Source organism: Micromonospora rubida, from assembly GCF_009908295.1.
Classification (GTDB): domain Bacteria; phylum Actinomycetota; class Actinomycetes; order Mycobacteriales; family Micromonosporaceae; genus Micromonospora; species Micromonospora rubida.
This window is the reverse complement of the sequence record NZ_JAAALO010000004.1, coordinates 234,252-254,368: the sequence shown is the minus strand read 5'-3', so window position 1 is coordinate 254,368 and position 20,117 is coordinate 234,252. Positions and strand designations below refer to the sequence as shown.

Below are 20,117 nucleotides of genomic sequence, written 5' to 3'. Positions count from 1 at the left end.
GGCCGACCTGCGGCCTGAACAGTTCCCACGACATGCGGCCAGCCTCCCCCTTGAAGCCCGATTGAAGTCAAGGCCGACGGCGAAACTTACCCGCCATCGGGGCATAACGGGCTCACGGAAGGGAAGGCAGCCCGCCGGGACCGAGCGTTGGAGGCGAAATGGGGCACGGCGGGGGCAGCGGCGGCAACGGTACGCCCGGCTGGCCGATCTCCGGCCGTACCGCTCGATGACGTTGCTGGGCCGGGTGGCCGGCCGCCTCCTGCCGTCGGTGGCGGTGCCAAACCTCGTCAGCGACGCGTCCCGGGCCGTCCCGCACATGGTCGGCGACGCGTCACGTACGGCCGGCAGCGCCGCAGCCCGGCTGGCCCGGCTGACGGGCCTGGCCAGACGCCGGGTCTGGTCCCGGCCCGGGCGGTACCACATCGAGGTGCACGGCGTCTGCCAGGAGGGCGGCGACAGGCTGGCCCGGCAGGTGGAGCGGGAGCTGGAGCAGCTGCCCGGCGTGCGGTGGGCCAGGGTCAACGCCCCCTCCGGCCGGGTGGTGGTGGAGGTCGGGGAGCCGGAGCCGAGGTTGCGCGACCTGATCGCCACGATCGCCCGGTGCGAACACACCTGCGAGCACGAACCGGACCCCGACATCCCCCCGCCGCACCCGCCGGAGGAAGGGCCGCGCACGCCCCGCACCCTCGGCGCACTCGCCTCGGACGCCCTCGGCCTGACCCTGTCGGCGGCCACCCGGATCCTGCCGTTCACCCCGGTCCCCGCCGAGGTGGCCGGGGTGCTCGCCGCCGTCGACCTGCACCCGAAGCTGCACGCCCTGGCCGGTCGAGGGCTGCGCGCCGATCCCCGCGCCGAACTGCTCTTCCCGTTCGCCGAGGCGGTCGTCCAGGGGCTGACCGGCGGCTGGACCGGGATCGTGCTGGACGGCACCCAGCGGATCGTGCGGTGGGGCGAGGCGCACGCCCAGCTCGTGGCCTGGACGAAGGCCGAGCCCCGGCTCACCGGCGACCCGGAGCGGGCCGTCGCCCGGGCGCCCACGGCCGGGCGGCCGAACCCGAAGCCGCCCGGACTCGTCGAGCGGTTCGCCGAACGGATGCTGGCAGCGGGGGCGGCTGCCGGGGCGGCGGCGGTTCCGGTGGTCGGCCGGAAGCGGGCCGCCGCGGTGGCGCTGTCCAGCCTGCCCAAGGCCCCGGGCAGCGGCCGCGAGGGGTACGCCGCCCAACTCGGCCGGATGCTCGCCCGGCGCGGCGTGATCGCCATGGACCGCAGCGTGCTGCGGGAACTCGACCGGATCGACACGGTCGTGCTGGACGCCGCGGTGCTCGGCTCGGACCGGGGTGTGCTGGCCGATCTGGCCCCGCTGTCCGGGGCGGACACCGGGCAGGTGGCGGCCCGCGCCTTCGCCCTTTTCGACCCGGCCGCTCCGGACCGAATGCGGGAGGCGGACGGGTGGCGGCTCGGCCCGCTGGACGAGCTCGACGCCACCGACCCGGGCGACACCGACGACAGCCGACGGATGCGGGCGGACGGGGGCACCCTGCTCGGACTCGCCGAGGGGGACCGCCTGGCCGCCCTGCTCCGGGTGGAGCCCGAGCCCGCCCCGGCCATGGATGCGCTGCCCACCGCCACCCGGCTGGCCGGCCTGCGCCTCGTGGTGGCCGGCGACGACGACGGCCGGTACGCCTTCGCCGACGCCGTACTGCCCGGCGGCGCCCGGATCACCGAGACCGTCCGCCAGTTGCAGCGCGACGGCGCGGTGGTGATGCTGCTCTCCGCCGACCGGGCGGCGCTGGGCGCGGCCGACTGCGGGCTGGGGCTGGCCGGGCCGGATGACCTGCCGCCCTGGGGCGCGCACCTGCTGGTCGGCACCGACCTGCGGATCGCCGCGCTGATCATCGAGGCGGCCGGGGTGGCCCGCCGGATGACCCAACAGAACATCCGGCTGTCCATGGCCGGCACCGGCCTGGCCGCGCTGGGGGCGTTCACGGCCGACCCCCGACGGCTGCCGAGGCGGTCGCTGAACACCGTCAACGGGACCGCCGCCCTGGCCTTCCTGCACGGGGTGTGGCGGGCGGGTCGGCTGCGGGACCGCGCCGACTCACCGGTCCCGGCTGTGACCGCCTGGCACCTCATGCCGGCCGACGCCGTGCTCCGCCAGCTCGACACCGACGCCGATGGCCTGGACTCCGCCGAGGCGGAGCGCCGCTCCGGTGGCAGGGCCGGGGAGGAGACCGGCCCGTCCGGGCTGCTCCGCGCCTTCGTCGACGAGTTGGCCAACCCGCTCACGCCGGTGCTTGCCGCCGGCGCGGTGCTCTCCGCGAGCTTCGGCTCGCTGGTCGACGCGGCCCTCGTCGGCGGGGTGGTGGCCGGATCAGCCCTGGTCGGGGCGGTGCACCAGCGCAACACCGAACGGGCGCTGGCCGAGCTGCTGTCCCGCTCGGCGGTCACCGCCCGGGTCCGCCGGGACGGCGAGGAACGGCCGGTGCCCGCCGACGACCTGGTCCCGGGGGACGTGATCGTGCTCGGGCCCGGCGACGCCGTACCGGCGGACTGCCGGGTGCTGGCGACGGACGGCCTGGAGGCCGACGAGTCGTCGCTGACCGGCGAGTCGCTGCCGGTGGGGAAGACCGTCGACCCGGTGGTCGCCGCCGCAGTCGCGGACCGACGCTCCATGCTGTACGAGGGCACCACCATCGCCACCGGTCACGGCACGGCCGTGGTGGTGGCCACCGGCGCGGGCACCGAGGCCGGGCGGAGCCTGGCGCTGGCCCGGCAGTCGCCCCCGGCGAGCGGGGTGGAGGCCCGGCTCGGCCGGCTGACGCGCGCGGCGATCCCGCTGGCCGCCGGCTCGGCGGTGGCGGTGGCCGGGGCGGGACTGCTGCGCGGCGTACCCCTGGCGGAGACGGCGGCGACCGCCGCGAACCTGGCCGTGGCGTCGGTGCCGGAGGGGCTGCCTTTCCTGGTCAGCGCCGCCCAGCTCGCCGCGGCCCGACGGCTGGCCGAGCACGGCGCGCTGGTCCGCAACCCGCGCACGATCGAGGCGCTGGGCCGCGTCGACGTGCTCTGCTTCGACAAGACCGGCACCCTCACCGAGGGACAGTTGCTGCTCGCCGGCGTGGGCGACAGCGACGGCACCCGGTACGCCCCGCCGGACCGGCTGGACGATCCGCTGCGGCTGACCCTGGCCGCCGCGCTGCGGGCCACCCCGGCCGGCGACCCGGACGAGCTGCCACAGCAGACCGACCGGGCGGTCCGCCGGGGGGCCGGGGCGGCAGGGGTCGACGAGCGGGCCGGCGCGGACGGCTGGCGGGCGGTGGGCGGCCTGCCTTTCGAGCCGTCCCGCGGCTACCACGCCACGGTCGGCAGAACCGGCGACAGCCTGCTGCTCAGCGTCAAGGGCGCACCGGAGACCGTGGTGCCACGGTGCGCCGACCGGCGTACCGCCGACGGAGGCGACGCACCGCTGGACGACGCCGGCCGGGACGAGCTGCACCGGATGCTCGCCGGCCGGGCCGGCGCCGGGCACCGCATCCTGGCCGTCGCCGAGCGGCGGGTCGCCGGGGAGACGGTCACCGACGAGGAGGTCGACGACCTGGTCTTCGTCGGCTTCCTGGCCCTCGCCGACGGGATACGCGAATCGGCCGCGCCCGCCGTCCACCGGATCCGACAGGCCGGGGTGCACACCATCATGATCACCGGTGACCATCCGGCGACCGCCTCGGCGATCGCGTCGACCATCAGCCCCGACCACGGCGAGCAGCGGGTGGCGACCGGCACGGAGCTGGACCGGCTCGACGACGACGCACTCGCCGAGCGGCTCACCCGCACCGACGTGGTGGCCCGCTGCACCCCCGCCCACAAGGTCCGGATCATTCAGGCGTTGCAGAAGTGCGGCCGGACCGTGGCGATGACCGGGGACGGGGCCAACGACGCCCCGGCGATCCGGCTGGCCGACGTCGGCATCGCCCTCGGCCAGCGCGGCACCCCCGCCGCGCGGGCCGCCGCCGACCTGGTGGTGACCGACGACCGGCTGGAGACGATCATCGCCACCCTGGTCGAGGGGCGAGCCATGTGGTCGTCGGTCCGGCACGCGCTGAGCATCCTGGTCGGCGGCAACCTCGGCGAGATCGCGTTCAGCGTGCTGAGCGCGGCCAGCACCGGCCGTTCGGCGCTCACCGGGCGGCAACTGCTCCTGGTCAACCTGCTCACCGACCTCGCGCCGGCGCTGGCCATCGCGGTCCGGCCGCCCGCCTCCGACCACGCCGACCACCTGCTGCGGGAGGGCCCGGACACCTCGCTCGGCGCGACCCTCACCCGGGAGATCGCGCTGCGCGCGGCGTCCACCACGCTGGGCGCGACGGTGGGCTGGACACTCGCCCGGTACACCGGACGGCAGCGCCGGGCCGGTACGGTCGCGCTCGCCTCACTGATCGGCACCCAGCTCGGGCAGACCGTGCTCGCCGGCGGGACCAGCCCGACGGTGCTCGCCTCGACCGCCGCGTCGGTCGGGGCGCTGGTCTTCGTGGTGCAGACCCCGGGGGTCAGCCAGTTCTTCGGCTGCACCCCGCTCGGGCCGGTCGGCTGGAGCATCGCCGCCGGCTCGGCCGTCGGCGCCACCCTGGCCAACGGCGCCCTCACCCGCCTACTCAACAGCGAGGAGGGCGCCCCGGCCGACACCGGAGGGGCGGACGTGCCCGGTGGCGAGAGTGCTCCCTCCGACAGGTGAGGGCGGATGGCGCACGTGGCCGCCGGCCGGTCGTTGGTCTCGTGCCGCACCAACCCGCCCGGGTCTGTCACCCGCGACCCGTGACCCGCCTGAGCACCGCGCGTCAGCCGCCCTGGTGCCAGGTCGCGGCCGCCCGGCCCAGCCGGTCGTTGATCGCCCGGCCCACGCCCATGTCCGGGACCCGCTCCGCGACGATCTCGGTCACCCCGGCCGCGTCGAGCCGGTGCAGCGCGTCGAAGAGTCGGGCCGCCGCCACCGTCAGGTCCCCCGCAGGCGACAGCACCTCGACCGCCGCCCAGTCACCGCCCGCCGGGCGCTCCCGGAAGGCCAGCAGCCCTCGCCGGCCGCCGTCGCCGGCCGCCGACTCCGCCGCCCCGACCACCCGCAACGGGGTACGCGGGGCGTAGTGCGCGGCCAGCGTGCCGGGCGCCACCGGCTGGCCGGAGCTGCCCGACCGTACGGTCACCGGCCCGACCGCCTCGACCAGGGCCTCCAACGGCAGCGCACCGAGTCGGAGCACCACCGGGTGCCCGCCCCGGGCGTCCACGATGGTGGACTCGATGCCGCACCGGGTCGGCCCGCCGTCGAGCACCACGTCCACCGCCGCGCCCAGCCCGGCCACCACGTGCTCGGCCCGGGTGGGGCTGAGCTGGCCGAACCGGTTGGCGCTGGGCGCGGCCACCGGCACCCCGGCCGCAGCGATCAACGCCCGGGCGGACGGCTCGTCCGGCACCCGGACGGCCATCGTGTCCAGCCCCGACGTGACGATCGGCGGAATCACGGCGGGCCGGTCCACGATCAACGTCAGCGGACCCGGCCAGAACCGTTCGGCCAGCGCCTCCACTGCCGCCGGCACCCGCCCCACCAGACCGGCCAGGTCGGCCGCGTCGGCCAGGTGGGTGATCAGCGGATCGAAGCTCGGCCGCCGCTTAGCCTCGAAGATCCGGGCCACCGCGCGGGCGTCCAGGGCGTCGGCGCCCAGCCCGTAGACGGTCTCGGTGGGAAACGCCACCAGCCCTCCGGCGCGCAGGACGGAGGCGGCTTCGGCGATGCCACCCTCGACGGGCAGGACGCGCGGGTATCCGGTGCTCACGCCCCGACGCTAACCTGCCCGCCGGAAGGGCACGGCTGGTGGGTGACGATAGGTCAACGCTGGCCAAGCTGGTAGCTGCGGGGCGGGCCGTCGCCCCGACCGGCGGCGGGCCTGTTCCGCTTCCGCCGAAGCTCGGCGACGAGGATGTGGACGTGGCCGCCACGCTCGCCGCAATGCGAGACGGGGAGCGCTGGTGATCTACCTCGATTCCGTCGCCGTCGTCAAGCTGGTCCGGCAGGAGGCATGCAGCGCTGACCTTGTCTCCTGGCTCAACAACCACGACGATGTGCCGCTGGTCTCCACCAGGCGCACCACGTCTACAACGCTTGACCGCCGCCCACTTCAGGGTATCGGCCGTGGCCTGCGCTTCTGCGGCCCTGGGCGCTTCCGTTCGGGTATCCGTTTCGAGTGGAGCCCAGGGGACTCGAACCCCTAAATGCCGTAAGCGCCTAATCGATTATCTCGGATCGGACGGATCCGGCACCTGAGCAGGGCGGCGACCCTCAACGCCTGTCGACGTTCTACACCCGCTTCCCAGGGCCTCGGCAAAGTCTTGAGGGTAATTCGGCTTGGCAGGTTCCAGGGGATACGTGCGCTACCGACATCGTCGGCCCCTGCCGGGTCGGTCTCCGCCGGGTCGGCCCCGTGGGCGAGCCGGTCGAGGATGGTGTGCGCGGCCGGGGTGCGCGCCGTCGGGTCGGTCCACCCTCCGTCGGCCCCCTTTGGAGCTGCCCCGTTTGTGCTACCGGTGAAGCGGGCGCGTAAACGGGGCAGCCCCAAAGGGGGCCGACAGGCAGGTCCCCGACCGGATGCGGGAGGCAATCGTCCGGCCGCCACCCGGACTGCCCGATGCGCGGGGCGGCAGAGGGCAGCGTGGCGGCGACCTTCCGGGGCATTCGCGGGAGCGGAGACAGAGACAGCGCAGGACCGGCGAGACCGTGACCAAGGCCCTGGCCAGGATCTCGGATCATCCTCAAGCAGCGGAACAGGAATCCCGGAGGGTGGATGAACTTCGGGCGGGAATCGGCGCCCCACGACTTTGCCGGGGCCCTGGGGTACCCGGGGTCGGACTCGGCTTTCGTGTCACGGCCCGACATCCGGCGGACACCGCCACAGCAGCGACCTTGATCTGATCGGGACCGGCTACGGAGTCGGCTCCTGGACGATGACCCCGACCGGCGGCGACCACCACCTTCCCATGCGCAGGGTTTGATCTGACCTCCGAGCCTTCCGCCGGATGGGCTTGCCGGCCGCATCGATCCACTACGAGGAGTTCAACTTCAGCTGATCCCGGCCGTGGATATCCGTGCGATAGCGTGTGGCCCCATGGGATTCGTGGACCTGGTCTTGGCCGTCGTGGTCGCTGCGGCCAGCCTGGCCGTCGCCGCCGTGCTGCTTGCCAGGAGCCGTGGCGGCACGGCGGTGCCCCGGATCTTCGGCCGCCCGCAGCCCTTGCCGCGCCTACGGGCCGCGATGCACGCCTGCCTGGGGCTGGGGATGGGCGTGGGCTGGCTCGTCAAGGACATCTTCCCGCCCCACTCAACGGGCGACACGGTGCTGTTCAACGTGATAAGGATCCTGCTGGTGGCTGGCCTTGTCACCGCCCTGCTGGGTGCCTTCCAGTACGCGCGGCCCATCCGTAACAAGGCCGCCCGCTAGTGCGGTGGCCGCTAGGGGCGGGGCGATCGCTGCCGCGCCGCACTTCTTCGCCACAACGCTGATCACCAGCAACGTCGAACCGCAGGAGGCGCAGCGCCTGTGCCCTGCTTGTGCCCGTTGATCTTGTTCCGATGAAACGCCTGTTCAGAGGCGACGATGGTGGAGCCCAGGGGACTCGAACCCCTAACCCCTGCCTTGCAAAGGCAGTGCTCTGCCAGTTGAGCTAGGGCCCCGAGGGCGGGCGAAGCCGCCGGGAGCTGAGAGTCGGCGAAACGATCAGCGCAGGTCAGGGGCGGTGGTCGCCTCGTGCCACAGGGCGCGCTCGTCGTTCGAAAGCTTGATCTTCCTGACCACCACGGCGGCAACGCCGACTACGCCGGCCAGAATCAGAAGCTTCTTGAACATGGGGTGACCCCTCGCGCTCGACAGCCGTCGGAACCATGTGCGGTGGGGCTAGCTGGAATCGAACCAGCGACCTCAGAGTTATCAGCTCTGCGCTCTAACCGACTGAGCTATAGCCCCGCGTAGCGACGGCCAAGGTTAACGCATCCGCCCGCCGCGCCCCAAATCGGGGGCCGGCGATCGGCCCGCTGCTCGCCGTACCCCCTGAAACTACCCGGACGCACGACGCCGGGGCGACCGCTTTACGCGGCGGGCGCCCCGGCGTCGGTGCGATCAGTCCCGCTCGGCGAGCGTCAGCTCGATCCCGCCGACCAGGTCGGCGCAGACGTTGTAGACGAACGCGCCGAGGGTGGCGAGCGCGGTGAACAGAACGACGTTGACCAGGCCGATCAGGGCGGAGCTGAGGATCACGCCCTTGGCGGTGATCTGGAAGCCGCTGGAGCTCTGCCCGCCGGCGTTGACCAGGTCGCTCAGGCTCTCGTTGACGCTCTGGAACACACCCATCGCGTCCAGCGCCAGGTAGAGCACCGAGGTGGCGACGACCACCACGATGAAGAGCACCACGGAGACGGCGAAGGCGAACTTCATCACGGACCAGGGGTCGATCCGCTTCAGGTTCAGCCGGGCCCGCCGCGGCCCGCGGGACGCGGCGGAGCTGACCGAGGTACGCGCGGCACGTACCGCTTCACCGACCCGGGCGGCCCCGACGGCCGAGGCCGACGACCCGGCGACCCCCGGCGGCAGCCCTCCGCCGTTGGCGGGGCGACCCCCCGCGCCCGGACGGGTGCCGTCCGGGCGCGGATTTGTCGTGCCGCCACCGACGCGCGGCAGCGTGCCGGTGGCGGCGCTGCCAGTCGACTGGCCGCTTCCTGTCCGGATCGGCGCTGTCGTCCCCGGACGGGCGGTGCTGCCCGCCCCCGCGGCCGGGGCAGCCGGAGCGGCCGGAGCAGCCGCGGAGGTTGGCGCGTCGATGCCGGATGTCTCCGCCTTGTCACCGGCCCCCGAGTCGTCGCCGGGTGTCTCCGGCGGCGGTGCCATACCGGGAGCCCGGGTGAACTTCGGGGCAGGCGCGTCGGCGGGGACCGTTGCCCGGCCCACGGCCGCGCGGCCGGTCGCTGGTGCGCCGCCCTTCGCGGCGGCCTCCTCGTCGACCGGGTTGGCCGAGGTCCCCTTGTTCCCCGACTTCGCCTGTGTCTCCGTCATCAACTAGTCCTGTTCGTCAGGCTCGTCGGCATTGCGAGCAATCGCCACGATAGTCACGCCGTCCGGGAGGTCCATCAGCTTGACCCCCATTGTGTTCCGGTCACGCGTACGGCGTACAGGCTTCACCGGAGTCCGGATGACGCCACCGTTGCTGGTGATCGCGAACAGCTCGTCGTCCGGGTCGATCACCACAGCGCCGACCAGACCACCGCGTCGCTCGGTGATCTTCGCAGTCAACACGCCTTTACCTCCCCGGCCCTGGACCGGGTATTCCTCGATCGGGGTACGTTTCGCGTATCCCCCGTTCGTGGCCACCAGCACGTCCAGCCCCTCGCGGACGACCTCCATCGCGAGCAGGACGTCGTCGTCGGTGAACCGCATGCCGATCACGCCCGACGTAGCCCGGCCCATCGGCCGCAGCGCCTCGTCGGTGGCGTTGAAGCGGATCGCCTGGGCGTTCTTGGAGACCAGCAGCAGGTCGTCGGACGGGGCGACGAGGGCAGCACCGACCAGCTCGTCCTCATCGCGCAGGTTGATCGCGATGACTCCGCCGGAACGGTTGGAGTCGAACTCCTCGAGCCGCGTCTTCTTCACCAGGCCGTTCTTCGTGGCCAGTACCAGGTAGGGCGCCACCTGGTAATTCGGGATTTCGATGATCTGCGCGATCTGCTCGTCCGGTTGGAACGCGAGCAGATTGGCCACGTGCTGGCCCTTGGCTACCCTACTGGCTTCCGGAAGCTCGTACGCCTTGGCCCGGTACACCCGGCCCTTGTTCGTGAAGAACAGCATCCAGTCGTGTGTGGAGCAGACGAAGAAGTGGCTGACGATGTCGTCCTGCCGCAGCGTGGCCCCGCTGACGCCCTTGCCGCCGCGCCGCTGCGAGCGGTACAGATCGACCTTGGTCCGCTTCGCGTATCCGGTACGGGTGATGGTGACCACCACGTCCTCGCGGGCGATGAGGTCCTCCATCGAGACCTCGCCGTCGAACGGCATGATCTTCGTCCGCCGCTCGTCGCCCCACTTCGCGATGATCTCGCCGAGCTCCTCCGAGACGATCTGCCGCTGCCGCTCCGGCTTGGCCAGGATGTCCTTGAGGTCGGCGATCTCGATCTCGAGCTTGGCCAGGTCGTCGAGGATCCGCTGCCGTTCCAGGGCGGCGAGCCGACGCAGCTGCATGTCCAGGATCGCGGTGGCCTGGATCTCGTCGATCTCCAGCAGCCGGATCAGGCCCTGCCGGGCGTCCTCCACCGTGGGCGAGCGCCGGATCAGGGCGATCACCTCGTCGAGGGCGTCCAGCGCCTTGGACAGACCACGCAGGATGTGCGCCCGCTCCTCGGCCTTGCGCAGCCGGAACGCGGTCCGCCGCCGGATCACCTCGATCTGGTGCGCGACGTAATACCGCAGGAACTGGGCCAGGTTCAGCGTGCGCGGCACACCGTCGACCAGCGCCAGCATGTTGGCGCCGAAGGTCTCCTGGAGTTGGGTGTGCTTGTAGAGGTTGTTGAGCACCACCTTGGCGACCGCGTCGCGCTTGAGCACGAGCACGATCCGCATGCCCGTACGCCCGGACGACTCGTCCCGGATGTCGGCGATGCCGGCGAGCTTGCCCTCCTTGATCAGCTCGGCGATCCGCTCGGCCAGATTGTCCGGGTTGACCTGGTAGGGCAGCTCGCTGACCACCAGGCAGGGGCGGCCCCGCTTGTCCTCCTCGACCTCCACCACGGCCCGCATCCGGATCGACCCACGGCCCGTCCGGTACGCGTCCTGGATGGCCTGGGTGCCGACGATCAGGCCGTAGGTGGGGAAGTCCGGACCCTTGACGATCTCGATGAGCGCGTCGAGGGTGGTCGCCTCGTCGACCTCCGGGTTCTCCAGGCACCACTGCACGGCCGCGCCGATCTCGCGCAGGTTGTGCGGCGGGATCTTGGTGGCCATGCCGACCGCGATGCCCTCGGAGCCGTTGATCAACAGGTTCGGGATCCGCGACGGCAGGATGGTGGGCTCCTTGGCCCGGCCGTCGTAGTTGTCCTGGAGGTCGACGGTGTCCTCGTCGATGTCCCGCAGCATCTCCATCGCCAGCGGGTCGAGCTTGCACTCGGTGTAGCGCATCGCCGCAGCCGGATCGTTACCGGGCGAGCCGAAGTTGCCGTTGCCGTCGACCAGCGGGTACCGCAGCGACCAGGGCTGCGCCATCCGGACCAGCGCGTCGTAGATGGCCGAGTCGCCGTGCGGGTGGAACTGACCCATCACGTCGCCGACGACCCGGGAGCACTTGACGTAGCCACGGTCCGGCCGGTAGCCGGAGTCGAACATGGCGTAGAGGATCTTGCGGTGGACCGGCTTGAGCCCGTCCCGGACGTCCGGCAGCGCCCGCCCGACGATGACGCTCATCGCGTAGTCGAGGTAGGAGCGCTGCATCTCCACCTCGAGCCCGACCGGCTCGATGCGGTCATGCGCCACGACTGCGGCGGCAGCGGTCTCGGGGACCTCGGGCTCGCTCGGGGTGGACTCGGGGGTATCGGTCACTGTTAACCCTTATCAGAATCAGAGTCGGTTTCGTGCTGTGGATAACCCTGTGGAAACCGGCCAGGCTGTGGATAACCCTGTGGATCGGCGGGCCGCTCGGTGGACGACCGGGGCGGCCCGACCGGTCCGTCAGATGTCCAGGAAGCGGACGTCCTTGGCGTTGCGCTGGATGAACGAGCGACGCGCCTCGACGTTCTCGCCCATCAGCACGCTGAACAGCTCGTCCGCCGTCGCCGCGTCGTCGAGCGTGACCTGCCGCAGGGTGCGGGTGCCCGGGTTCATCGTGGTCTCCCAGAGCTCGGGATAGTTCATCTCGCCGAGACCCTTGAACCGCTGGATGTCGTCCGGCTTGGCGTTCGGCTTCTTCTGCTGGCGCAGCGCGATCAGCCCGTCCCGCTCCCGGTCCGAGTACGCGTACTGCGCGTCGTCGCCCTTCTTGTTCCACTTGATCTTGTAGAGCGGCGGGGCGGCCAGGTAGACGTGGCCCAGCTCGACCAGCGGCCGCATGAAGCGGAACAGCAGGGTGAGCAGCAGGGTCTGGATGTGCTGCCCGTCGACGTCGGCGTCGGCCATCAGCACGGTCTTGTGGTACCGCAGCTTCTCGATGTCGAAGTCGTCGTGGATGCCGGTGCCCAGCGCGGTGATCAGCGCCTGGACCTCGGCGTTCTTCAGCACCCGGTCGATCCGGGCCTTCTCCACGTTGAGGATCTTGCCGCGAATCGGCAGGATCGCCTGGGTGCGCGGGTCCCGGCCCTGCTTGGCCGAGCCGCCGGCCGAGTCGCCCTCGACGATGAACACCTCGGACTCGCGCGGGTCGGTGGACTGGCAGTCGGCCAGCTTGCCGGGCATCGAGCCGGACTCCAGCAGCGACTTGCGTCGGGCCAGCTTGCGCGCCTGCTGCGCGGCAATCCGGGCCCGGGCCGCCTGGGACGCCTTGGTAATGATCATCTTGGCTTCGGCCGGGTTGCGGTCGAACCAGTCGACCAGCCGGTCGTTGCAGACCCGCTGCACGAAGCTCTTCACCGGGGTGTTGCCGAGCTTGGTCTTGGTCTGGCCCTCGAACTGCGGGTTTGCCAGCTTGACCGAGATGATCGCGGCCAGGCCCTCCCGGATGTCCTCGCCGGAAAGCTTCTCGTCGCCCTTGAGCAGCTTCTTGTCGGTGCCGTACCGGTTGACCACGCCGGTCAGCGCGGACCGGAAGCCCTCCTCGTGGGTGCCGCCCTCGTGCGTGTTGATCGTGTTGGCGAAGGTGTAGACCGACTCGCCGTACGACTCGTTCCACTGCATGGCGATCTCGAGCGACATGCCCTCCTCCTCGGCACCGAACTCGACCACCGTCTTGTGGATCGGGGTCTTCGAGGCGTTGAGGTGTCGAACGAAGTCGGCGATGCCGCCCTTGTAGCAGAAGGTGACCTCGCGCGGCTTGCCCTCCTCGCCCTCCGGGACCCGCTCGTCGAGCAGGTGGATGGTGAGGCCGCGGTTGAGGAAGGCCATCTCCTGGATGCGGCGGTAGATGGTCTGGAAGTCGAATTCGACGGTCTCGAACACGTCGGGGTCGGGCCAGAACGCGACCGTGGAGCCGGTGCGGTCGGTGGTCTCGCCCTTGTCCAGCGGGCCCGGCTTGGAGTTGGTGTACTTCTGCCGCCAGACGAAGCCGGACTTGTGGATCTCCACCGCCATCCGGCTGGAGAGGGCGTTCACGACGGACACGCCGACGCCGTGCAGACCGCCGGACACGGCGTACGCCTTGCCGTCGAACTTGCCGCCGGCGTGCAGCACGGTCAGCGCCACCTCGACGCCCGGCTTCTTCAACTTGGGGTGCAGGTCGACCGGGAAGCCCCGGCCGTTGTCGGTGACCTGGACCCCGCCGTCGGCCAGCAGCACCACGTCGATGGTGTCGCAGTGTCCGGCCAGCGCCTCGTCGACGGCGTTGTCGACGACCTCCCACACCAGGTGGTGCAGACCGCGCTCACCGGTCGACCCGATGTACATGCCGGGCCGCTTACGGACCGCCTCCAGCCCTTCGAGGACGGTGATCGACTCGGCGCCGTACTCCTGCTTGTCCTGCGCTGCCACCCTCGGCCACTTTCTCGCGCCCCCGAGCCGCAAGCGGCGCGTCGGACGCGGGTTCGGCGGACAGGACGCGACGTCGGCGCGCGGACCGAGACCGGTGGAAACCGGGGTACGGGCCGGAACGCCGGTCGCCGCGGTTGCCCGCGGATCGCGATCGGCTCAACCCGACGTGGGACAATGATCTCGGACCTTTGGGTGGGCCCGTGTCCGTTGCTCCGTGTCGGGTCTTCGTCTCGCCTCAATCTTACTGTGCGCGGACGACAGAACCGCCACTCGGCACCCCTTTCGCGGCGGCTGAGACCTCCGTAGCCGGCCGAACCGCGCCACCCGCGACTCCCCCTACACGCCAAGCTCGGATCGGCGGGCGACGCCGCCGCCGATCGGGCCCGGGACGTTCAGGGGCCGGGGTCGCGGCGGGGCCCACGACGGGCGTACGTTTGCGTCGCCCAGCGTGGCTGGTCTTGATCTTTTCCGGTCGGAACCGGACGATCGACCCGAACGATCCGACACGTGCTCTCAAGGGGTGACACCAGATGGGGCTGGACAACGTCGCGGTGCACTGGCCGCGGACCGGCCGCTTCTACGACCCGGTCGCACCGGCCGAGTTCGTTGATTTCGGCGAGATCGTCGACCTACCGCGGATCTCCGCGCCGACGGCGGCCCTCGCGGAACACATCGCCAAGACCGGGACCGTCCGGGCCACCGTGTACACCGAGCTGGTCGACCTCCTGCTCGGGCTGGAAAATGTGCTCTACGCCACGGACGCCGCCGCCGAGGACGAGGACCCGGTGATCGACCCGGACGGCTGCGCCTGGGTCGCCGGCGGGGTCGAACGCTTCGTGGCCGGGCACCGCCCGCACGGGGAGACGGTCGACTTCGACTCGGTGAGCACCGTGCTGCGCGGCCTGCTCGGCGACGGCCGCCTCGCCGAACAGCAGCTGCGCTGGCTGGGCAGCCGGCTGGACGCGCTGCGCGACGACAACGGCGACCCGCCGCAGTGGGACTTCACCTGCGCCGAGCTGGGCGTGCTGGCGGCCTTCTACCGCCGCTGCGCCGACCGCGGCTTCGCGGTCTACGCCGACGCCTGACCGGGGTTCGCACCGCCCGCGCCGGCCCGGTTCGTCGCCGCGATCACCCGGGTCAGGACGGCGTGCAGGTCCCGCAGTTCCTCGATCGGCATCCCGAGCCGCCGCACGATCGCCGGCGGGATCTCCTCGGCTCGGGCACGCAGCGCCTGGCCGCCGGCGGTGAGCGTCACGGCCAGGCTGCGCTCGTCGGCGGGGTCGCGCTCCCGCCGGACGTACCCGTTGGCTTCCAGGCGCTTCAGCAGCGGCGACAGCGTCCCCGGGTCGAGTTGCAACAGGCGGCTGAGCTCCCGTACGGAAAGCGGCGCGTGCTGCCACAGCGCGAGCATGACCAGGTACTGCGGATGGGTCAGCCCCATCGGCTCCAGCAGCGGGCGATAGACGGCGACCACGCCCCGCGCCGCCACGGACAGCGCGAAGCACACCTGCTCCTCCAGGGCCAGGGGGTCGCCCTCAAGCTGGTCGGACACCTGGGCCTCCTCGTCGTCGCCGTTGCGATCCTAGCAACGATTGGTGTACCAATAATTGGTACACGAAGTATTTTCGGGCGCGGTGCGGGAGAGGCCAGGCGGATGAGCGACGACAAGCAGGTGGGCGACTCCTCGGGCGGGGGCGGCCGCCTCATGGGCTGGGTGTTCCGCAACCTCGCCGGCCCTTCCCAGGTGCAGGGGGCGGTGCAGGGCGGCTCGCGTCATGCCCGGGAGGCGTGGAAGCAGGACCTGGAGAGGCGTAAGCAGTGGAGCCGTGAGCAGCGGGAGCGCAAGCGCGCCGAGCGAGAGGCCCAGCGCCCCGGCCACTGACCGTCAGCCGTAGGTGTCGCGGGGGCCCCGTCCCCGGACCCTGCGCGGCCCACGCGACCAGGACGGCGCAGCCGGGCCGTGAATGTGCAGCCTGCGCACCACGTTGTGGCCCACCTCGCTGGCGATCTTCTTCAGCAGGGAACCGGCGAGCAGCCGCAGTTGGGTCGCCCACGCGGTGGACCGGGCCTCCACGGTCAGCTCGCCGTTCTCCAGCTTCACCGGGCGGCTGTTCTGGGCCACCTCGGAGCCGACCACTCGTTCCCACGCGCCGAAGACCGTCGCCTCGGCGGCCGGCTGCTCCCAGCCGCGCGACTTGACCAGCCGGTTGAGCACCGCGCCCAGCGGCTGCGGGTCGCGCGGATCCGGCCCCGGCCCCGAGTAGCCGCGCAGCCGCCGACCGCCCTCGCCGTCGCCGGACACCACGCTGCGCCGACGGGTCCGGGCCGCCGAGTCGCGGCGGGCCTTCGCGGCGTCCAGCACCGCCCGGGCCAGCTCCGGCCCCGACCCACCCCCGTCGGGTACGTCTTTACCACCGCCACCGCCACCGCCACCGCTGGCGCCACCGCTGGCGCCGGCGGCCGCCGAGCCGTCGGGCCGCCCGGCACCGTCGGCCGGCGGTGCCGGCTGGCCACCGTCGCGCCGCCCGGCCCGGCGCGGCGCACCCTCACGCGCGGCACCCTCACGCGCGGCCGCGTCACGCCCGGCCGCCGCGCCGGTCGGGGTACGTCCCGCGCCCGACGGCCCGAGGCGGGCCGGTGGTAGTTCCCGCTCAGCCGACACGACGCACATTCCCCTCGCCGACCTGATACCGGGCGCCCCGGAGGCCGGTCGGCACGTCGTCGTCCACGGCGCAGGTCACCAGCACCTGGCTGGCCCCGCCGACCAGCTCCGCCAGCCGCTCCCGGCGACCCGCGTCCAGCTCGGCGAAGACGTCGTCGAGCACCAGCACCGGCTCGATGCCGTCGGAACGGAGCAGGTCGTACCCGGCCAGCCGCAGCGCCAGCGCGAACGACCAGGACTCGCCGTGGCTGGCGTACCCCTTCGCGGGCAGCGGGCCGAGGTTGAGCACCAGGTCGTCGCGATGCGGGCCGACCAGGGTGGTGCCCCGCTCGACCTCCGCCGACCGGGACTCGGCCAGCGCCGCCGTCAACGCCTCGACCAGCGCCGCCCGGTCCGGCGCCGGGTCGGTCAGCTCCACCGACGGCCGATACGCGACACCGGCCGCGCCCCGGCCCGCCGCCACCGTGTCGTACGCCTTGGTGACATGCGGGCCGAGCGCGGCGACCAGCTCCAGCCGGCCGGCGAGCAGCTCGGCACCGTGCCGGGCCAGGTGGGTGTCCCAGACCGCGAGGGTGGACAGGTCCCCGCCCCGCGACCCGCCGGTCTTGCGGGCCAGGTAAGCGGTACGCAACAGGGCGTTGCGCTGCTTGACCACCCGCTCGTAGTCGGCGCGCACCCCGGCGTACCGGGGCTGGCGGCTGACCAACAGGTCATCGAGGTAGCGGCGGCGCTCGGCCGGGTCACCGCGGACGAGTTCCAGGTCCTCCGGAGCGAACAGCACCAGCCGCAGCGCGCCGAGGACGTCGCGGGCCCGCCGGGCCGGCGAGCGCCCCAACCGGGCCCGGTTGGCCTTGCCCGGGACGATCTCCAGCTCGATCAGCAGCTCACGCCCGTCGTGCACCACAGCGCACCGGATCACCGCGGAGGAGGCCCCCATCCGGACCAGGGGGGCGTCCGTGGCGACCCGGTGCGAGTCCAGGGTCGCCACGTAGCCCAGCGCCTCGGCCAGGTTGGTCTTGCCGACGCCGTTGGCGCCGGTCAGGACGTTCGGCCCCGGCTCCAGATCGACGCCGACCCGCTCGTACGAGCGGAAGTCGACCAGTTCGAGCCGGCGGACGTACACAGGTTGTGGATACCGCTCAGCGCTTGTGGACGGCGTGGCCGCCGAACTGCTGGCGCAGCGCGGCGACGGCCTTCATCGCGGGCGAGTCGTCCTGCCGGGAGGCGAACCGGGCGAACAGCGACGCGGTGATGACGTTCAGCGGCACGGCCAGCCGGACTGCCTCGTCGACCGTCCACCGACCCTCGCCCGTGTCCTCGGTGTAGCCGCTCAGCTCGGCCAGCTCCGGGTCCTCGTCGAGGGCCCGGTCGAGCAGGTCGAGCAGCCAGGAACGGACGACGGTGCCCTCGCGCCAGGACTTGAAAACGCCCGGCACGTTGGTCACGATCTCCGACTTGGCGAGCAGCTCGTAGCCCTCGGCGTAGGCGTGCATCAGGCCGTACTCGATGCCGTTGTGCACCATCTTGGCGTAGTGGCCGGCACCGACCGGGCCGGCGTGCACGAAGCCGAACTCCCCGGCCGGCTTGAGCGCCTCGAAGATCGGCAGCAGGCGGTCGACGTGCTCCTGCGCGCCGCCGACCATCAGGCCGTACCCGTTCTGCTTGCCCCAGACGCCGCCGGAGACGCCGACGTCGAGGTAGCCGATGCCCTGCTCGGCGAGACGCTCGGCGCGGGGCGCGTCGTCGCTGAACCGGGAGTTGCCGCCGTCGATGATGATGTCGCCCGCACCGAGCACGCCGGCGAGGTCGTCGATGGTCGTGTCGGTGACGCCGGCCGGGACCATCACCCAGACGGCGCGGGGCGCGTCGAGCTTGTCGACCAGCTCGGCCAGGCTCGCGGCGTCGCTCAGCTCCGCGTTGCGGTCGTAGCCGACCACCTCGTGCCCGGCAGCGCGCAACCGCTCACGCATGTTGCCGCCCATCCGGCCGAGTCCTACCAGGCCGAGCTGCATCTGTTTCTACCTCCGCTGCGTCTGGATCAAGGAATGTGCGATCAGCGGGAGACGCGGATCGGCATGATCAGGTACCGGTATCCCGAGACGACCTCACCGTCCTCGCCTGCGGGGGAAATCACCGCCGGCTTGAACGCGTCGACGAACGTGAGCAGCGCGAACTGGGCGCCCAGGTTGTTCAGGCCGTCGATCAGGTACTGCGGGTTGAAGCCGATGGTCAGCGCCTCACCGGTGAAGGTGGCGTCCATGGCCTCGCTGGCCCGGGCCTCCTCGGTGCCGCCGGCCTCGACGACGAGCCCGTCGGAGCTGAAGCTGAGCAGCACCGGGGTGGTGCGCTCGGCGACCAGGGCGACCCGCTTCACGACCTCGATCAGGGTGCTCACCGCCACCCTGGCCTCGGCGTTGTGGCTGCTCGGGAACAGCGAGCGGACCGGCGGGTAGTTCGCGCCGTCGAGCAGCCGGCTGGTGGTGCGTCGGGTGCCGCCGGAGAAACCGATCATGCCCTCGCCGGCTGCGCCCTGGGAGAGCGCCATGGTCACCTGGCCGCCGAGCGGGCCGAGGGCCTTGGCGGTGTCGTGCAGGGTCCGGGCCGGCACGAGGGCGTTGATGCTCACCTCGGGGTCGTCCGGGTTCCACTCCATCTCGCGCAGGGCGAGACGGTACCGGTCGGTGGCGAGCATGGCCAGGTTGCCACCGGAGAGCTCGATCCGGACGCCGGTCATCATCGGCAGGGTCTCGTCCCGGCCGGCGGCCACGGCGACCTGGGCGACGGCTGCGGCGAACGCTGCGGCGTCGACGGTGCCGGCGCTCTCCGGCATCTCCGGCAGGGCGGGGTAGTCCTCCACCGGCATGGTGGGCAGGGTAAACCGGGCACTGCCGCAGACCAGCTCCAGATGCGCGCCGACCGCGGCGATGTCGACCGGCTTGGCCGGAAGCGCCTTGGTGATCTCGGCCAGCAGCCGCCCGGAGACCAGCGCGGCACCGTCGGCGTCGCCGTGCACCTCGACGGTCACCTGGCTGGAGACCTCGTAGTCGAAACCGGAGACCTGCAGGTTGCCGTCGGTCACCCTCAGCATCACGCCGGCCAGCACCGGCACGGAAGGCCTGCTGGGCAGGCTCTTCGCGGTCCACGCCACGGCCTCGGCGAGCGCGTCGCGCTCCACTCGGAACTTCATCAATGCCTCCGCGTCGACGTCAGCAACAACTCTCTCATGCCGACCGCTGCCTACCGTCCCGCCCGACCGTGCGGGTACCCATCGCACCTTAGGGCGCGGGGGCATCGGCTGTGCGCCCGACCCCGCGGATCGCGTCGGTGCCGGGCTGACTGTCCCCGGCCGTTCCGAACCCGATCCACAGGAAGCCCAACGGTGATGATTGGTTTTTGTTCTCTTAGAAGAAGAAACTCATCGTCTTCATCGCACCTGTGGAAACTGTGGAAAACCGGAGTCTGCGCAGGCCAGACAGGTTATCCACCGGTGGATTGCCTGTGGAGAACCACGGGTACAACCGCCCCCGTTGTCCACAGGCTCCCCGGACCGGCCGAGTTGTCCACCGCCGTCCACTGGTTATCCACCGGTTATCCACCGACTTTCTCCCCAGACCTGTGGACAAGCGGACCCGCCCGGGGCTCCGTTGTCCCCAGAACCTTCAACAGGAAATCCACAGGACCCCTCGGATCCGTGGACAACGCCTGCTCTGTCCACAGCCGTCCACAGGCTCATCCCCAGGGTTTATCCACAGCCTGTGGGTAACTGGCGG

The 20,117-nt window shown here is 71.9% G+C and carries 15 protein-coding genes and 2 tRNA genes; 5 read left to right on the top strand and 12 right to left on the bottom strand.

Features of this window, described 5'->3' with window-relative positions:
- The first annotated feature begins 226 nt into the window (after positions 1–226).
- Positions 227–4,726 (top strand): cation-translocating P-type ATPase, encoded by a 4,500-nt coding sequence (locus GVV04_RS15485; protein WP_161688742.1) that lies wholly within the window; start codon positions 227–229, stop codon positions 4,724–4,726.
- Between the two features lie 103 nt (positions 4,727–4,829).
- On the opposite strand, the gene GVV04_RS15480 is transcribed toward GVV04_RS15485, so the two are convergent.
- A complete protein-coding gene (locus tag GVV04_RS15480) occupies positions 4,830–5,819 on the bottom strand; it encodes an L-threonylcarbamoyladenylate synthase (protein WP_407938805.1) in 990 nt (329 codons plus the stop codon).
- 38 nt (positions 5,820–5,857) lie between these two features.
- Here GVV04_RS15480 and GVV04_RS15475 point away from each other — a divergent pair, with 38 nt between their 5' ends.
- Entirely contained in the window at positions 5,858–6,016 is a 159-nt protein-coding gene (locus tag GVV04_RS15475) for a hypothetical protein (RefSeq protein WP_201753566.1), read from the top strand.
- 1,129 nt (positions 6,017–7,145) lie between these two features.
- On the top strand, positions 7,146–7,478 hold the full coding sequence (locus GVV04_RS15470) for a hypothetical protein (RefSeq protein ID WP_161688741.1): 333 nt from the start codon (positions 7,146–7,148) through the stop codon (positions 7,476–7,478).
- A gap of 157 nt (positions 7,479–7,635) precedes the next feature.
- Here the strand turns inward: GVV04_RS15470 and GVV04_RS15465 are convergent.
- From GVV04_RS15465 to gyrB, 6 genes are all read right to left on the bottom strand, one after another.
- Positions 7,636–7,711 (bottom strand) — tRNA-Ala (locus GVV04_RS15465).
- Positions 7,712–7,754: 43 nt separating this feature from the next.
- The gene (locus GVV04_RS33125) at positions 7,755–7,883 is read right to left on the bottom strand and encodes a DLW-39 family protein (RefSeq protein ID WP_235966234.1); all 129 of its coding nucleotides are present in this window, start codon (positions 7,881–7,883) and stop codon (positions 7,755–7,757) included.
- 43 nt (positions 7,884–7,926) lie between these two features.
- Positions 7,927–8,000: transfer RNA gene (locus tag GVV04_RS15460), tRNA-Ile, on the bottom strand.
- A 153-nt stretch (positions 8,001–8,153) separates the two neighbouring features.
- A complete protein-coding gene (locus GVV04_RS15455) occupies positions 8,154–9,083 on the bottom strand; it encodes a DUF3566 domain-containing protein (protein WP_161688740.1) in 930 nt (309 codons plus the stop codon).
- Positions 9,084–9,086: 3 nt separating this feature from the next.
- Positions 9,087–11,609 carry a DNA gyrase subunit A gene (gene gyrA, locus GVV04_RS15450; RefSeq protein ID WP_161688739.1) on the bottom strand — a complete coding sequence of 841 codons (2,523 nt, stop codon included), beginning with the start codon at positions 11,607–11,609 and terminating at the stop codon, positions 9,087–9,089.
- A 129-nt stretch (positions 11,610–11,738) separates the two neighbouring features.
- A complete protein-coding gene (gyrB, locus tag GVV04_RS15445) occupies positions 11,739–13,685 on the bottom strand; it encodes a DNA topoisomerase (ATP-hydrolyzing) subunit B (RefSeq protein WP_161688738.1) in 1,947 nt (648 codons plus the stop codon).
- Positions 13,686–14,215: 530 nt separating this feature from the next.
- On the opposite strand from gyrB, the gene GVV04_RS15440 reads away from it, so the two are divergent.
- A complete protein-coding gene (locus tag GVV04_RS15440; RefSeq protein WP_161688737.1) occupies positions 14,216–14,770 on the top strand; it encodes a hypothetical protein in 555 nt (184 codons plus the stop codon).
- On the opposite strand, the gene GVV04_RS15435 is transcribed toward GVV04_RS15440, so the two are convergent.
- Positions 14,755–15,237 carry a MarR family winged helix-turn-helix transcriptional regulator gene (locus tag GVV04_RS15435; protein WP_161688736.1) on the bottom strand — a complete coding sequence of 161 codons (483 nt, stop codon included), beginning with the start codon at positions 15,235–15,237 and terminating at the stop codon, positions 14,755–14,757. The genes GVV04_RS15440 and GVV04_RS15435 overlap by 16 nt on opposite strands.
- Before the next feature lie 102 nt (positions 15,238–15,339).
- Here GVV04_RS15435 and GVV04_RS15430 point away from each other — a divergent pair, with 102 nt between their 5' ends.
- Complete coding sequence (locus tag GVV04_RS15430) at positions 15,340–15,567, top strand: hypothetical protein (protein WP_161688735.1); 228 nt, start codon at positions 15,340–15,342, stop codon at positions 15,565–15,567.
- Between the two features lie 3 nt (positions 15,568–15,570).
- Here the strand turns inward: GVV04_RS15430 and GVV04_RS15425 are convergent, their stop codons facing one another.
- Genes GVV04_RS15425 through dnaN form a run of 4 tightly spaced genes read right to left on the bottom strand, consistent with a single transcriptional unit; the run spans position 15,571 to position 19,534 of the window.
- On the bottom strand, positions 15,571–16,347 hold the full coding sequence (locus GVV04_RS15425) for a DUF721 domain-containing protein (RefSeq protein ID WP_328822410.1): 777 nt from the start codon (positions 16,345–16,347) through the stop codon (positions 15,571–15,573).
- Positions 16,337–17,470 carry a DNA replication/repair protein RecF gene (gene recF / locus GVV04_RS15420; protein ID WP_161688734.1) on the bottom strand — a complete coding sequence of 378 codons (1,134 nt, stop codon included), beginning with the start codon at positions 17,468–17,470 and terminating at the stop codon, positions 16,337–16,339. The genes GVV04_RS15425 and recF overlap by 11 nt, the downstream gene beginning before the upstream one ends.
- Before the next feature lie 16 nt (positions 17,471–17,486).
- Positions 17,487–18,359: a phosphogluconate dehydrogenase (NAD(+)-dependent, decarboxylating) gene (gnd, locus tag GVV04_RS15415; RefSeq protein WP_161688733.1), complete on the bottom strand. Its 873-nt coding sequence runs from the start codon at positions 18,357–18,359 to the stop codon at positions 17,487–17,489.
- Positions 18,360–18,400: 41 nt separating this feature from the next.
- Positions 18,401–19,534, bottom strand: a complete 1,134-nt coding sequence (gene dnaN / locus GVV04_RS15410; RefSeq protein WP_161688732.1) for a DNA polymerase III subunit beta — start codon at positions 19,532–19,534, stop codon at positions 18,401–18,403.
- Positions 19,535–20,117 lie beyond the last annotated feature (583 nt).